Origin of the sequence: Streptomyces humicola (genome assembly GCF_024436035.1) — a bacterium.
In the GTDB taxonomy this organism is placed as follows: Bacteria; Actinomycetota; Actinomycetes; order Streptomycetales; family Streptomycetaceae; genus Streptantibioticus_B; species Streptantibioticus_B humicola.
This window is the reverse complement of record NZ_JANFNG010000036.1, coordinates 45,692-58,647: the sequence shown is the minus strand read 5'-3', so window position 1 is coordinate 58,647 and position 12,956 is coordinate 45,692. Positions and strand designations below refer to the sequence as shown.

Genomic DNA, 12,956 nt, shown 5'->3' with positions numbered 1-12,956 from the left:
ACGGTGCTGTCTGGCCGGGGGCGCAGACTCGCACCGGCGCGGTGCGGGGGGTAGTGGTGGTGCCGTCCCCGAGTTCGCCGTCACCGTTGAAACCCCAGGCGAGGACTGTTCCGTCGTTGCGCAACGCCAGACTGAAGTCGCTGCCCCCGGCGATGGCCCGAACGCCGCGGAGAAGGTGTCCGCACGGTGCTGTCTGGCCGGGGGCGCAGACCTGCACCGGCGTGGTCTGAGGGCTGGCGGAGGTGGTGCCGTTGCCGAGTTCGCCGGAGCGGTTGTCGCCCCAGGCGAGGACCGTGCTGTCCTGGCGCAACGCCAGGCTGTGAGTCGTACCTGCGGCGATGCTGCGGGCACCCCGTAGGAAGGGGTTGCAGGGCGCTGTCTGGCCAGGCGCGCACACCGGCACCGGCGTCGTCCGGTCCATAGTGGTGCCGTCGCCAAGCTGGCCGTTACCGTTGACCCCCCAGGCCAGGACGGTGCCTCCTGGTCTGCCGCCGTCCGCCACGGCGTTCTGTTGTGTGCCTGGGAACCAGACGATGGCCGTCACAGCGGCTACAGCAACGGCGATGGCCCGTGTGCGCGGCGGTCGACTCAAGCGCGCGAGCATCGATACCCCTTTCCTGTCACCCGTTAGGACTGGCTCGACCCGCGCGTTCGAAGGCACCGGCCCGACGGATACATCATCGACGGGACACATTCGATGCTTTTGCTAATTTCGGCCTTACTCAGAGAACTTCACTCGATTGCCGTCTCTTTGAGCCATCCGAGAACCGCCAGCCGACAACCAGAGCGCGCGTCTTCTTCGTCCTGGCTACCTGCGGCACGGCCACTGAACTCAGCTCGGACGGTCAGCCAACCGGCTACGGTCAGGTGCTTGTTGGCCTTCGCCCCGCCGCTGTACTGCGACGGCTCCGGAGGGCCCTTCGGTCCCGCGCGTATGCGCAGGTCAAGGGCTCCTAGCCGTCACGCTAGCGATCACTCGTCCACAAATAGTCCACGAGCGGCAACGGGTGGGTGGACTTGGCTGGGCGCTAATCGTTCGCCTGCTCCGCTTCGCTCGACGTCGCCTGGTTTAGGGTTTCATGCCGCCTTTCGTACCAGCCTTTCCGAAAGGCTTCCCTGATTTACCGATCCGGGGCCGCCGCCCACCTGTTTCTTGTCTCACCCGGGTCGCCCGTGTCCCGCATCGGGAGCTAGCCCGCGTCCCTCAGGGGCAAGGCCAGGAAGGATGATGCCACCGGGACCGAGAACGCCGACTGAGACGGAAACCAGCGATGGCCCCGACCGTTCAAAGGCCGGGGCCATCGTTGGTTTCCTAGCTCAGCGTCTTCAGCGCCGTCGCGTCGTACGGCTTCAGCTCCTCGAGCCGGTCTCCCAGGACCTTCGCCGCCCACTCCGGATCCTGGAGCAGGGCGCGGCCGACGGCGACCAGGTCGAACTCGTCACGCTCCAGGCGGTCGAGGAGGTTGTCGATGCCCTGGACCGGTGCGCCCTCGCCCATGAAGCCGCGGATGAAGTCGCCGTCGAGGCCGACCGAGCCGACGGTGATGGTGGGCCTGCCGGTGAGCTTCTTGGTCCAGCCCGCCAAGTTCAGGTCCGAGCCCTCGAACTCCGGGAGCCAGTAGCGTCGGGTGGAGGCGTGGAAGGCGTCGACGCCGGCCGCGGCGAGCGGGGTCAGGATCGCCTCCAGCTCCTCCGGGGTCTCGGCGAGCCTCGCGTCGTAGGCCTCCTGCTTCCACTGCGAGTAGCGGAAGATCACCGGGAAGTCGGGCGAGACGGTCTCGCGGACCGCGGCCACGATCTCGGCCGCGAACTTCGTACGGGCCACCGGATCGCCGCCGTAGGCGTCGGTACGGCGGTTCGTCCGCGCCCACAGGAACTGGTCGAGGAGGTAGCCGTGGGCGCCGTGCAGTTCGACGCCGTCGAAGCCGATGCGTTCGGCGGCTGCGGCGGCCTCGGCGAAGGCGCCGATGACGTCGTTCAGGTCGCGCGCGGTCATTGCCTTACCGGTGCCCTCGGTGCCGTCGACGCGGATGCCGGAGGGGCCGACGGCGGGGGCGTCGGCGTAGGGCGGTTCGCCCTGCTTGCGCACCATGCCGATGTGCCACAGCTGCGGCACGATCATGCCACCCGCTGCGTGAACGGATTCGGCGACCGTCGCCCACCCCGCCAGCTGCTCCTCACCGTGGAACCGCGGCACACGGTCACTCTGCCCGGCCGACTCGTGGCCGACATACGTTCCCTCAGTGACGATCAGGCCCACACCTGCGGCGGCGCGACGGGCGTAGTACGACCGTACGTCTTCACCGGGGACGCCGTCCGGGGAGAACATACGCGTCATGGGCGCCATCACGATCCGGTTGGGGACGGTCAGGCCGTTCAGCGCGACGGGCCGGGACAGGATCTCGGCCGCGCGGGAGGCGGAGGACGCAATGACGGTCATGGATGTTCCTCGCAGATAGCAGACGGTGTGTGCACATGCATTGAATGCGTGCAGGTGTCAACCACTCCGGCGGCCACGGCATTTCGTCCCTCCAGCGAGCCCTCCTGTGATCCCGGGCACACGCCCAGACGCCGTTCGGGGGCGAGGCGTTTCCGCGTTCGGGGTGGCGTCACAGCGACGCCAGCCCGAACGGCTGTCCCACCCTGTGATCACGATTACGGTTCCAGTCGGCGGATTTGGGATCAGAGAAGCTTCTCAGTGCCTGCTCCATCCGCGCGTTGGCCTGGTCACGCTTGCCGTCCAGAGTCGCGGAGGGAACGGATTCCATCGATCTCTTCATCTCCGCGAGGCTGTGGGCTGCCCGGCGTGCGACCTCCGCCGGGTTGGTGCCTGCTGCCCGCCCTGCCCGCAGCTGCTCTCGACATCCCTGCCGGCAGCGGCCGGTACGAGCTGTTCCATGCAGGGCACCCAGGCCGTGATCGTGCCGTCCTCCGCCTGGAGCGCGGGTCTGGCGCTCGCCGTCCTGCTCGCTTTCGCCGCACTGACGGCCGTGCCGACCCGCCTCGGCGCCCGCCGGCCCGTCACCCAAGCTCGGCACGCCGAGTCGCGCTGAGGGAGACAAGCGTCCCGGGCGGTTCACCGGGATGGGCGCTCGGGCGAGCGGGGCGACTCGGCTCGGGTCAGGGTGTGGGTGGCGGGGATTCGCTACCGACCGGGCCCGCCCGAGTGTTCGTCGCCATCGAGGAGGGTTCCATCGTGAAACGTCGTATTGCCGCCATCCTGCCTGCCGCCACGGCGGCCCTGCTGCTGTCCGCCATCCCCGCAGCCGCTCTTGGCCAAGGAGGCGGGGGCAACGGCATTCTCGGGCTCGGGCTCTTGGGCTTGCTCTGAACGGACGAAACCCGCCCCCACCCGGCTGCTGCCGGTGCGGGGGCGTTGCACTGGTCAGCCCTCTACGTGTCCGACGACGATGGACGGTCGGCGGCGGTGCGACGAGTGCTTCGGGTGCGTCGGGTGCGTCGGGTGCGTCGAATCGTCAGGCGTGGCGGATCACAACGGCGGCCGCGTCGACCCGCCGCAGGACTGAACCCGTGGGCTGGGCGGCGTATCCGGGCGCGCGGGACTTCCCGGCTCGGGGCAGGGTGGCGGGTGTCGTCGTCGAGGAGGTTTCCATCGTGAAGCGTGTTGCCGCCATCCTGGCCGCTGTCGTCGCAGGGCTGCTGTTGTCTGCAGGTCCGTCCGCCGCTCAGGCGGCCGGCAACTCCGGCGACACCGGTGTCAACGTCCTCAACCTACTCGGCGTTGGCGCGGGCCTGGGGATTTGAACGGATCGACAAGCTCTTCCACGGCGTGGGCCCATGCCGTACGAACTATCCCCTGCCACGTCTGCGTGCGGCTGGTCGGTTACGAGGGGCTGCTCGGCGGGCGGTGACGTGTTGTTCCGTTCCTGGTGACGTCCGGCGGTGGTCCGCGGCTCCGGCGCCGGCAGCCGCGACACTACGGCGACGCTGGGGGGACGCTGCGGCGAACTCCGGGCGGGCACGCGGTCGGGTAGTCATCAACACCTCTTGAGGACTTACCCTGAGACCAGCCGGTAACCAGGGACGGTGAGGCGCCCATGGCGAAGCGGTACGAAGCGATTGCTGACGCCCTGCGCGAGCAGATCCGCACAGGTCGGCTCAGCCCGGGCGACCGCCTGCCCACGGAGGCGGCGCTCGTGAAGCGGTACAAGGTGAGCTTGCCGACGGTCCGGCAGGCGCTCGGGGTGTTGCAGGCCGAAGGGCTCGTCGTGAAGAGCCATGGGCGGGGCAACTTCGTCCGCAAACCGCGCACGAAGGTCGTGCGGTCCAACGGCCGGCACCAGTGGGAGAAGGACCGGGCGCGTGCCCCGCGCGAGGAGCGCGAGGCCACTGGGGCGACGGAGTACGACACGGGCCTGACCGTGAACGATCTCGTCTTCAGCGCGGAATACCGTGAGGCGAAGGCGACCGAGGAGCTCGCCGCGGCGCTGGATGTGCCCATCGGGACCCGGCTGCTCGAACGGACCTACCGCACCCGCTGCCGCGAGGAGGAGGCGCCGTTCAACGTTGTGCGCTCCCACTTGGTGTACGACCTGATCGCCGCCAACCCGGACCTGCTCGACGAGGCGAATGAGCCCTGGCCGGGCGGCACGCAGAGCCAGCTCTACACCGTCGGGATCGAGGTCGGCCGGGTAGAGGAGCACGTCACCGCGCGACCGCCGACCGTCGAGGAGGTGGAGGAGCTCGGACTCACCGCCGGCGTCTCCGTCATGGTTCTGCGGAAGATGTCCATGGACACCACCGGCCGGGTCGTGGACGTGACCGAGGTGACGCTGCCCGGCGACCGGACGGAACTGGTCTTCACCACGCCCCTGGCCCGGTGGTGACCATGACCGGGCTCATCTCGGTGATCACGGCGGTTCACGCTCCTGGCGCGCACTACCTGCCGGACGCGTACACGTCCCTGGCCGATCAGCACCTGCCGGACGGATGGGACTGGCAGTGGGTGGTCCAGGAGGACGGAGAGACGGACGCTGTCGCGCCGTATGTACCCGATGATGCGCGGGTCAGCTTCGGTCAGGGGCGTCCGGGGCGCGCCGCGATGGCCCGCACGATGGCCCTCTCCCGCGCGGAGGGCGAGTTCGTCAAGGTCCTCGATGCCGACGACATGCTGACGCCGGGCGCGCTCATGCGTGACCTGGGCGCCCTCACCGGTCATCCGGACGTCGGCTGGGCGACCTCTCGGGCGCTCGATCTCATGCCCGATGGATCGACCGTCGGTTTCGACCAGGACCCGCCCCAGGGCGTCATCCGCCGCGGGACGGTACTGGAGCACTGGGCGAGCCATGACTACCGGGCACCGGTTCACCCGGCGACGCTGTTCGTCCGCCGCGATCTGCTCCTGGCCCTGGGCGGCTGGATGGCCCTGCCGGCGTCCGAGGACACCGGGCTGCTGCTGGCGCTGAACGCCGTCAGCCGCGGGTGGTTCACGGCGCAGACCGGGCTCCTCTACCGCAAGTGGCGCGGCCAGGTCACCGGCCAGGCCGCGCACGTCCACAAGGGGGAGCGGGAGGCGCGCATGGCGGTGGTGGAGGCGCGCGCACGCGCTCTCGCGGCCCTCGAAGGGTGGAGCTACGGGGCGGGGTAGCGGGCAGCGGGTATCGGGTAGCGGGGTGCGGGGGGTGCGGGGGGCGCGCGGGTATCGGGCGACGGTCAGGGGAGCGTTTCGGCGTCGGCCCGGGAGAAGATCAGGTCGCGGGAGCTGGCGAGGACGAACGTCAGTATCCGGTCGCCGTCGGACGCCGCGGTGTTCACCGCGCGGTTGAGGGCGTCGAGGACGCCGGTGGTGTCGGGGACGTTGCGGGGGAGGGTAACCACAGGGCCGCTCTTCCGATCTGACGGTATGTCAGGTATTGATTGGGCTGACGACTCAAGGCATACCCCATGGGGTGGAGGGCGAGTTCATGGAATCGGCAGCACCGCAGATGTCATCCCCGCCGGCGGGGGACCCCCGATTCGTTGCCGCCTTCTATCAGCCGACGTCCGGATGGACCGTCGCAGCAGAATCGACCACCCGCGAGCCGGTGGACTACGCGGTCGCCGCGATGATCCAGACGGTGCGGTCGCGTGGCCAGGCTCCGCTGGTGGAGATCTGGGGCCCGGCCGAGGGCGGCGATGACTGGCGGCACATCGAAACCATCCGCGCCCGGTCGGGACGGGTGGCCTCGCACGCCGAGCACCACAGTGAGCGCCCGGAGCAACAGCCCGTACGCAGCGCACGCGACGAGCGGCTCCGTGACCGCCGGCACCAAGTGCTCACGGCCGCGCTCGCGGCAGCCGGTCTCACCGATCTGCATCCCGAGGACGATCTGGCGATCACCGAGCTCGTCGATGCCACCGAGGAGTCGACGATACGGCGGATCGCACACTGGCTCTCTGCGGCGAACGGCGAGGCAGGAGAGGCAGGAGAGGCAGGAGAGGTGTGAGCCGAGCGGGCCCTGCGCTCACTGAGCCGACCGCCCTCCGCGCCGTTCATCCCCCTGCCGCTCGTCCCCCTGCCGGGGCAGCTCGTGCGTGGTTCTGCCGGGCGCCAGGCGGTCCACCACTTCGGCCAGCCCCTCGCAAGCCTGCAGCAGCTCGCGATGGGTGTTGATTCGTTCGTTGGTGATGGCCGCCAGGAGGATCGCGGTCAGTGCAGCCGCTCCGTTGAGGGCCTGCAGCATGACCATCACCGCGAGCAGGGTGTGGCCGGCGAACGGCCCGCTGTGGTCTGTCGCCGCCTGGATCGTGAGCACGGACACGAGAAGGGCGCACGGCGCGGCACCCGTGAGCTGGAACCGCAAGGCCGCCCACATGAGCACGGGGAAGACGAGGAACAGCAGGGCGAGCGGGCTTCTGGTGACGGCGACGGTGACCACGACGACGCTGACCAGCAAAGCCGCTGCTTCGACCCACCGGGACAGGGGTGCGCCCCGGGGAAGCCTGGCGGCCCGGATGACGAACAGGACCGGCGTCACGAGCAGCACACCCATCGCGTCCCCCGTCCACCACACCGACCATGCCGCCCAGAACTTGTCAACGGGCAGTGTTCCGTCAAGCGCCAGCGCCCCGTCCCCCACGGTCGCGCTGATCAGCATCGCGCCCAGCGCGCCCAGGAACACCAGGGCCAGCCCGTCCCGCAGCCGGTCCAGCTCGGCGCGGAAGCCCACGCGCCGCAGCATCAGATAGGCGCACACCGGGGCAAGCGTGTTCCCCGCGACGATGCCGATATCGGCGATATGCACAGGACTGATCGACGCGGAGACCGCGAACTCGCCGAGGGCGATCCCCGGCCAGATGCGGACGCCCATGGACAGCAGGAAGAACAGCGCGACGCCGGTCGGCGGCCACAGCGGTGTGACCGTCTCGCCGCCGATGGTCACTTCCTGCAGCAGGCCGAGCCGGGCGGTCATGAAGTAGACGGCCGTGACGACGATGATTTCCACACCGGTCGTCCCCAGGCCTCGGCCCAGACCCCGCCCCCGGCCCAAGCCTCGGCGCACGCCCCGGGACACCTGGTGGTGCGCCAGGGCGGCCGGGCCGTGTGACGCGCGGGCCTGAGGCTCTTCCATCACGCAGCCACGTCCGCCGTTGCGTCATGGCGCAGCACGAGGACGGCCGCGTCGTCGGAGTGGCCGGTGAGGTCGGCCACCTTGATCACCTCGGCGGCCAGTTGGTCCGGATCGCCGCCGGCCCCGGCGCGGACCAGCTCCGTCACTCGTTGCAGACCGGCCTCGATCGGGAACGACGGGCCCTCGATCACACCGTCCGTGAGCAGGACGTATGCTCCCGGTTTCGTCAGCCGGCGCCGCGAGACCGGATACACCTCACCAGGCTGTATCCCGAGCGGTAGCCCCTTGCCGCAGACGTCCACTCCGCAGCAGTCGTCGACAGTTGCCCACACCGCGGGGACGTGTCCGGCGCGCGCATCGGCCAGTTCCAGGGTGGCTGGGTCGAAGCGGACGAAGGTGCAGGTCGCGAAGAGGTCGCAGTCCATCGACAGCAGCAGGTCATTGGCGCGGCTCAGCGCCTCGCCCGGGTCGGCGGTGGTCACGGCCACGGCACGCAGGGCGATGCGGATCTGGCCCATGAAGGCAGCCGCCTCCACGTCATGCCCCTGCACGTCGCCTATGGAGAACCCGAGGGCGCCGTCAGGCAGCCGGAAGCCGTCGTACCAGTCACCGCCGACGTCCAGCCCGTCGCGCGCGGGCGCGTACCTGGCTGCGCTCCGCCACCGTGGTCCGCTCGGAAGCGCGGGCGGAAGCAGCTGGCTCTGCAGGGCAACGGCCAGATCCACGCGCGCCTTCTGCAGCTCCGCCCGGTTCAGCGCCTCGGCCGTGAGCCGCCCAAGCGTCGTCAGCAGGTCATGGGCGCTTGATGCCGGGGTGGCACGGCGTGGGGTCATGAACCGCTCCGAGGTGCGTCAGATCGTCCGCCGCGAGCTACGCGCCTAGCGCGGCATATGTTCTATTCTGCCCGACTTGATCGGACTTCCTTCGGGGAGCGGTGCACGTCCTCGTCGACACGTGCGCCGTCGACCGGGTCACACGCCGGGAATCGTGTCCTGTTCGACGTCGAACCGGCCGGGCTGCGGCGCGGTCCGCTCGGCGAGTTTGGCTCGGCAGCCGTCGCCCAGCCCCCACAGGCGCGCTTCCCGGCCGGTGAGAGGCCGCCCGCACAGAGCACACGTGACGCGCCGACGTCCGTCCGGCTCCGGTGGATCTTCGAGGGGGAGGGGAGTGCTGGGCTCGGCGGTCATTGCTGCGGTTGCCGCGGCCGGAAGTGGACGAGGACCCGGCCCGGGTTGTTCGGGTCGGCCTCCACGCGGTCGTACAGCTTCTTGATGTGCCGCTGACCGAGAAAGGCCAGCGTGCGCTGCTTGAGCTGCCCCGATCCCTTGCCGGGAATGATCTCTACGACGGTCTCACCGGTCCGGGCCGCTTTGAAGATGGTCTGCCGCAGGGCGAGTTCGATGTCGCGGTTGTTCCGGAAGATCGGGTGCAGGTCCAAGGTGAGCAACGTAACCCCTCCGGTGTCGGGTAGCACGAGTGTGTCACCACCGTCGGGTCACCGTCCGGCGCCGGCTCGGGCGAACTCGGCGACAAGGCTCGCGGTGGGTTGGTACTGCTGGATTTCGACGATGGTGTCGGGGTGGCGCTCGTCCCGCTGGTGACGGATACACCTGCTGTCCACCGATCGGTTGACGGGTGATGGCGCGTCAGGTGTGCGTCAGGCGTGTGTCAGGTGTGCGTTCGTGGGCTCGTCTCCTCTCGCGCGGTCTCCCAGGCCGCTTGCTTCAGCTCCATCCGGGCGGCGGGTGCCCGGCCGGGGAGCGTGGCCCAGTACGGGTGGGTGGAGATCAGTACGGACAGCCGCTGCAGCTTGCGCCGCAGGACCGTCGTCTCGGCGGGATGCGCCGCCTCGGCGAGCTGCCTGTAGACGGCGTACCAGGCCCGCTGGGCGTGCAGGAGGTCATCGGGGAAGGTGTACGTCACGAACAGAATTCAAGCACGTGTTCGAATTCTTCCGCAGCACACGGACGGGTGAAAACCCGAGTGACGCCGGCGACCTGGGAGCTGATGGCCTGGCTACGGTGTCAGGGTCAAGCACCGGCCACCGCCGCACCGCCGCACCGCCGCACCGGCTCCTGAACGAGGCATCCCGAGCGCAGCGCCGCCGGGGGCGGCGATCTCGTTCGACGGCCTGCTCCCGGCGGCTTGCGTACGGCTGCTCTTACGCCTCCTCGTGGCCCAGGACGAGGTCGAAGCCATCGTGGCTGCTGCCGCCCAGTGCGACCGGCACGGCCACCGGCGGGTAGCCGCTGGCGATTACGGTGTACTGCGCGACGGAGAGGTCGGCGAAGAAGTACGTGCCGTCGGCTCCGGTGTCGCCGGCCGCGATGACGTTGCCCGCGGAGTCCAGCAGGGTGACGCGGGCATCCTCCAGCGGACGGCCGTCCCGGCCGCGCACCGTTCCGCGTACGGTCGCCGCGCGGCGCAGCTCGACATCGCAGCGGGTGCGCTCGCCGGAGACGGTGGCCGGCTCGGCCGCCGGGCGGTGTCCCGGCGCGCTGACGGCGACCGTGTAGTCGCCCGGCATCAGGTCGTCGATCCGGTAATCGCCGTCCATCTCGGTCGTGGCGGAGGCCGCCACCTCACCGCGCTGGTCGGTGGCCACCACCAGGGCGCCGTCCACCGCCTTGCCGTCCGCGTCGCGCACCGTGCCGACCAGGCCGCCCGTTCCGGCGGGCATCACCAGGTCGTACGAGAGCGGCGCGCTGCCCAGCGCCAGGGTGGCGACCTGCGGCCGGTGGCCCGGGGCCGAGCCGACCAGCACCAAGCTGCCGCGCTCGGGGGTGTCCATCGCGTACGAGCCGTCCTCGCGGGCGGTGTCACGGGCGAGTTGACGGCCCGCCGGGTCGAGCAGGGTGATCACGGCGTGCGGTATGGGCGCGCCCGTCCCGTCCAGCACTCGGCCCCGGATGACGGCGGTGCTGCCCGCGTCCGGCTGTGCAGGGGCCGCGGCCTGCGCCGGGAGCCCCTCCGCTGCCACGGCATCGGCCGTCTCCGGCAGGCTCGCCTTCCTGCGGCGGAAGAGCAGCATGGTCACGATCGCGCCGAAGGCGAAGAACCCGGCCGACCACCAGTACGCGGTGGCGTAGCTGTGCAGCGCGGCGTTGGCCTTGACCAACGGGTCGGTCAGGTGGTGTGCGGCGTAGTGCGTGGCTGCACTGGTGGCCAGGGTGTTGAGCAGCGCGGTGCTGATCGAACCACCCACCTGCTGCGTGGTGTTGACGGTGGCCGAGGCTACGCCCTGGTCGCTCATCCGCACGCCGAGGGTGGCGTAGCTCATCGCGGCCGGCATTGACATGCCGATGCCGGCACCCATGATCAGCAACGGCGGCAGCACGTGCGCGGCGTAGCCGCTGTGCAGGCCAAGGCGGGTCAGCCAGACCATGCCGCCGGCCGCCATCAGCATGCCGATGGGCACGATCAGCTTGGGCCCGATCCGGGGGATGAGCAGGTTGGTGGACAGCTGCGCCAGCACCATCAGCGCGCCGATCATCGGCAGGAAGGCCAGGCCGTTCTTCACCGGCGAGTAGCCCAGCGTCGCCTGCAGGTAGTAGGTGAGGAAGAGGAAGACGCCGAACATACCGGCCGAGGCGATCAGCATGGTGGCGAAGGCGGCGCCGCGGTTGCGGTCGGCCAGCACGCGCAGCGGCAGTACGGGGTTCTTCGCCCGGCCCTGCCAGAGGAAGAAGGCCAGCAGGACAACCGCGCCCGTGGCCAGGAAGCCCCAGGTCATCCAGTTGCGCCAGCTGTGGGTGTCCGCGTTGGCGAAGCCGTAGACCAGGCAGAACAGACCGCCGGAGACCAGCACCACACCGGGGATGTCCAGCTTGGGCCGGTGGGCAGGAGCGGAACGGCTGAGGAAGACGATGGCGCCGGCCAGCGCGAAGACCGCGATGATGTCGTTGACATACAGCGTCCAGCGCCAGTTGAGGTACTGGGTGAGCAGGCCGCCGAGGATGAGGCCGACAGCCGCACCGGAGCCGGCGATGGCGCCGAAGACGCCGAACGCCTTGGCCCGCTCCTTGGTGTCTGTGAACGTCGTGGTCAGCAAGGACAGCGCCGCCGGGGCGAGCAGCGCGCCGAAGAGGCCCTGGAGCGCGCGCGCGACGACGAGCATCGTGAAGCCGTTGGCCGCGCCGCCGAGTGCGGAGGCGCCGGCGAAGCCGACGATGCCGATGATGAAGGTCGCCCTGCGCCCGAAGAGGTCCGCGAGCCGGCCACCGAGCAGCAGCAGACTGCCGAAGGCGAGCGAGTATGCGGTGACGATCCACTGGCGTCCGTCGTTGTTGAAGTGCAATGCCTGCTGAGCGGTCGGCAGCGCGATGTTCACGATCGTCGCATCGAGCACCACCATGAGCTGGGCGAGGCCGATCACGGCCAGCGCCCACCAGCGATGCTTCACCTGCGCAGGGTGGGTGTGGCCGGACGGCCCGGCCTGGGCGGTGTCGACGCGCGCGTCGACCTGGGTGGATGACATGGAATTTCCCTCGTTGGTGGCTGAGATGGCTCAGTTCCGCGACAGCACCGGCAGTACGACGGCGTCCACATAGCGTTCGAGGTACGCGGTATCGGCGTCGGTTCGTTCCAGGATCGGCCGGGCGAAGGCCGCTCCGGCGATGAGGTGTGGCACGAAGTCGATGGCGGGGTTGTCGGGCGCGATCTCGCCGCGCCGCACGGCGCGTTCGAGCATCCGCCGCAAAATCGCCTGCTCCGGCTGGATCAGTGTCTCGTGGAGGGCGTCCGCCAGTTCGTCGTTGCAGTTGACGGCCTGGCCGAGCGCGCGCATCAGCGCCGCGTCCTTGCGGCTGGGCCCCTCGCCGATCCGGCGGGCGATCTCGTACAGATCGCCGCGGAGCGAGCCGGTGTCGACGCTCTCCAGGCCGAAAGACTTGTGGTGACGCAGGGCGGTGGCCACCAGCCGGGGCTTGCCCTGCCACTGGCGGTAGAGCGTGGCCTTGCTGGACCGCGCCCGGGCGGCGACGGCGTCCATCGTGAGCGCGTCGTAGCCCACCTCGCGCAGCAGGTCGAGAACGGCCGCATACAGCTCTTCTTCACGCTCCGGCGTAAGCCTGGTCCGCCGCGTACGGCTCGGACTGGTCTCCGCGCCAGAAGTCACCACGTGCCTCGCTCACCCATCATCGAAACGAAACGGTTTCGTACACAACGAACCTAGGTGATGGATGCACGAAACGCAAGCGTTTCGCTCATCGGTCGGCACCAACCTCCAGCCCTCGCCGACGCACCCCATCGGCCACCCATGCCGCCGCGCCACCCACGCCACCCACACCGCCACGCCGCCGCGCCGCCTCGCGATGCAAGACACCTGCCGCCGGCACGCTCCGCGTCACGCCCACTCGCCGAGTGAGGCGCTCAGCACCTCGACCT

The 12,956-nt window shown here is 69.9% G+C and carries 18 protein-coding genes; 6 read left to right on the top strand and 12 right to left on the bottom strand.

What is annotated here, in order from left to right; all coding sequences use genetic code 11:
• The 3 genes from NGB36_RS29275 to NGB36_RS29265 form a co-directional block, all read right to left on the bottom strand.
• Nucleotides 1–421: RCC1 domain-containing protein (locus NGB36_RS29275; RefSeq protein ID WP_372509558.1), on the bottom strand; the 421-nt coding region annotated here is incomplete at its 3' end.
• 891 nt (nucleotides 422–1,312) lie between these two features.
• Entirely contained in the window at nucleotides 1,313–2,440 is a 1,128-nt protein-coding gene (locus NGB36_RS29270) for an NADH:flavin oxidoreductase (protein WP_255923587.1), read from the bottom strand.
• A 169-nt stretch (nucleotides 2,441–2,609) separates the two neighbouring features.
• Nucleotides 2,610–2,780 (bottom strand): hypothetical protein, encoded by a 171-nt coding sequence (locus NGB36_RS29265; protein ID WP_255923586.1) that lies wholly within the window; start codon nucleotides 2,778–2,780, stop codon nucleotides 2,610–2,612.
• Between the two features lie 117 nt (nucleotides 2,781–2,897).
• Between NGB36_RS29265 and NGB36_RS29260 the strand changes: the two genes are divergently transcribed.
• From NGB36_RS29260 to NGB36_RS29240, 5 genes are all read left to right on the top strand, one after another.
• Entirely contained in the window at nucleotides 2,898–3,053 is a 156-nt protein-coding gene (locus tag NGB36_RS29260; protein WP_255923585.1) for a hypothetical protein, read from the top strand.
• Between the two features lie 143 nt (nucleotides 3,054–3,196).
• Nucleotides 3,197–3,331 (top strand): hypothetical protein, encoded by a 135-nt coding sequence (locus NGB36_RS29255; protein WP_255923584.1) that lies wholly within the window; start codon nucleotides 3,197–3,199, stop codon nucleotides 3,329–3,331.
• A 284-nt stretch (nucleotides 3,332–3,615) separates the two neighbouring features.
• The gene (locus tag NGB36_RS29250; RefSeq protein ID WP_255923583.1) at nucleotides 3,616–3,765 is read left to right on the top strand and encodes a hypothetical protein; all 150 of its coding nucleotides are present in this window, start codon (nucleotides 3,616–3,618) and stop codon (nucleotides 3,763–3,765) included.
• Between the two features lie 293 nt (nucleotides 3,766–4,058).
• Nucleotides 4,059–4,847: a GntR family transcriptional regulator gene (locus tag NGB36_RS29245; RefSeq protein WP_255923582.1), complete on the top strand. Its 789-nt coding sequence runs from the start codon at nucleotides 4,059–4,061 to the stop codon at nucleotides 4,845–4,847.
• 2 nt (nucleotides 4,848–4,849) lie between these two features.
• A complete protein-coding gene (locus NGB36_RS29240; RefSeq protein ID WP_255923581.1) occupies nucleotides 4,850–5,608 on the top strand; it encodes a glycosyltransferase family 2 protein in 759 nt (252 codons plus the stop codon).
• A gap of 65 nt (nucleotides 5,609–5,673) precedes the next feature.
• On the opposite strand, the gene NGB36_RS29235 is transcribed toward NGB36_RS29240, so the two are convergent.
• Nucleotides 5,674–5,838, bottom strand: a complete 165-nt coding sequence (locus NGB36_RS29235; RefSeq protein WP_255923580.1) for a hypothetical protein — start codon at nucleotides 5,836–5,838, stop codon at nucleotides 5,674–5,676.
• Nucleotides 5,839–5,924: 86 nt separating this feature from the next.
• Here NGB36_RS29235 and NGB36_RS29230 point away from each other — a divergent pair, with 86 nt between their 5' ends.
• Entirely contained in the window at nucleotides 5,925–6,446 is a 522-nt protein-coding gene (locus NGB36_RS29230; protein WP_255923579.1) for a hypothetical protein, read from the top strand.
• 18 nt (nucleotides 6,447–6,464) lie between these two features.
• On the opposite strand, the gene NGB36_RS29225 is transcribed toward NGB36_RS29230, so the two are convergent.
• The 8 genes from NGB36_RS29225 to NGB36_RS29190 form a co-directional block, all read right to left on the bottom strand.
• Entirely contained in the window at nucleotides 6,465–7,445 is a 981-nt protein-coding gene (locus NGB36_RS29225) for an MASE1 domain-containing protein (RefSeq protein ID WP_308288944.1), read from the bottom strand.
• Nucleotides 7,446–7,570: 125 nt separating this feature from the next.
• Nucleotides 7,571–8,404, bottom strand: coding sequence for a PP2C family protein-serine/threonine phosphatase (locus NGB36_RS29220; protein WP_255923578.1), 834 nt, complete (start codon nucleotides 8,402–8,404; stop codon nucleotides 7,571–7,573).
• A gap of 138 nt (nucleotides 8,405–8,542) precedes the next feature.
• Nucleotides 8,543–8,758, bottom strand: coding sequence for a DUF6011 domain-containing protein (locus NGB36_RS29215; protein ID WP_255923577.1), 216 nt, complete (start codon nucleotides 8,756–8,758; stop codon nucleotides 8,543–8,545).
• Nucleotides 8,755–9,009 carry a Smr/MutS family protein gene (locus NGB36_RS29210; protein ID WP_255923576.1) on the bottom strand — a complete coding sequence of 85 codons (255 nt, stop codon included), beginning with the start codon at nucleotides 9,007–9,009 and terminating at the stop codon, nucleotides 8,755–8,757. The genes NGB36_RS29215 and NGB36_RS29210 overlap by 4 nt, the downstream gene beginning before the upstream one ends.
• A gap of 57 nt (nucleotides 9,010–9,066) precedes the next feature.
• A complete protein-coding gene (locus tag NGB36_RS29205; RefSeq protein WP_255923575.1) occupies nucleotides 9,067–9,192 on the bottom strand; it encodes a hypothetical protein in 126 nt (41 codons plus the stop codon).
• A 47-nt stretch (nucleotides 9,193–9,239) separates the two neighbouring features.
• Nucleotides 9,240–9,494: a DUF8825 domain-containing protein gene (locus NGB36_RS29200; protein WP_255923574.1), complete on the bottom strand. Its 255-nt coding sequence runs from the start codon at nucleotides 9,492–9,494 to the stop codon at nucleotides 9,240–9,242.
• 238 nt (nucleotides 9,495–9,732) lie between these two features.
• Nucleotides 9,733–12,048, bottom strand: a complete 2,316-nt coding sequence (locus tag NGB36_RS29195; RefSeq protein ID WP_255923573.1) for an MFS transporter — start codon at nucleotides 12,046–12,048, stop codon at nucleotides 9,733–9,735.
• Nucleotides 12,049–12,078: 30 nt separating this feature from the next.
• Complete coding sequence (locus NGB36_RS29190) at nucleotides 12,079–12,687, bottom strand: TetR/AcrR family transcriptional regulator (RefSeq protein ID WP_255923593.1); 609 nt, start codon at nucleotides 12,685–12,687, stop codon at nucleotides 12,079–12,081.
• Between the last annotated feature and the right edge of the window lie 269 nt (nucleotides 12,688–12,956).

Coding starts and splice junctions, on each gene's coding strand:
- NGB36_RS29260 (WP_255923585.1), top strand. CDS start 2,898: ATGCAGGGCACCCAGGCCGTGATCGTGCCGTCCTCCGCCTGGAGCGCG.
- NGB36_RS29245 (WP_255923582.1), top strand. CDS start 4,059: ATGGCGAAGCGGTACGAAGCGATTGCTGACGCCCTGCGCGAGCAGATC.
- NGB36_RS29220 (WP_255923578.1), bottom strand. CDS start 8,404: ATGACCCCACGCCGTGCCACCCCGGCATCAAGCGCCCATGACCTGCTG.
- NGB36_RS29265 (WP_255923586.1), bottom strand. CDS start 2,780: ATGAAGAGATCGATGGAATCCGTTCCCTCCGCGACTCTGGACGGCAAG.
- NGB36_RS29215 (WP_255923577.1), bottom strand. CDS start 8,758: ATGACCGCCGAGCCCAGCACTCCCCTCCCCCTCGAAGATCCACCGGAG.
- NGB36_RS29240 (WP_255923581.1), top strand. CDS start 4,850: ATGACCGGGCTCATCTCGGTGATCACGGCGGTTCACGCTCCTGGCGCG.
- NGB36_RS29195 (WP_255923573.1), bottom strand. CDS start 12,048: ATGTCATCCACCCAGGTCGACGCGCGCGTCGACACCGCCCAGGCCGGG.
- NGB36_RS29270 (WP_255923587.1), bottom strand. CDS start 2,440: ATGACCGTCATTGCGTCCTCCGCCTCCCGCGCGGCCGAGATCCTGTCC.
- NGB36_RS29230 (WP_255923579.1), top strand. CDS start 5,925: ATGGAATCGGCAGCACCGCAGATGTCATCCCCGCCGGCGGGGGACCCC.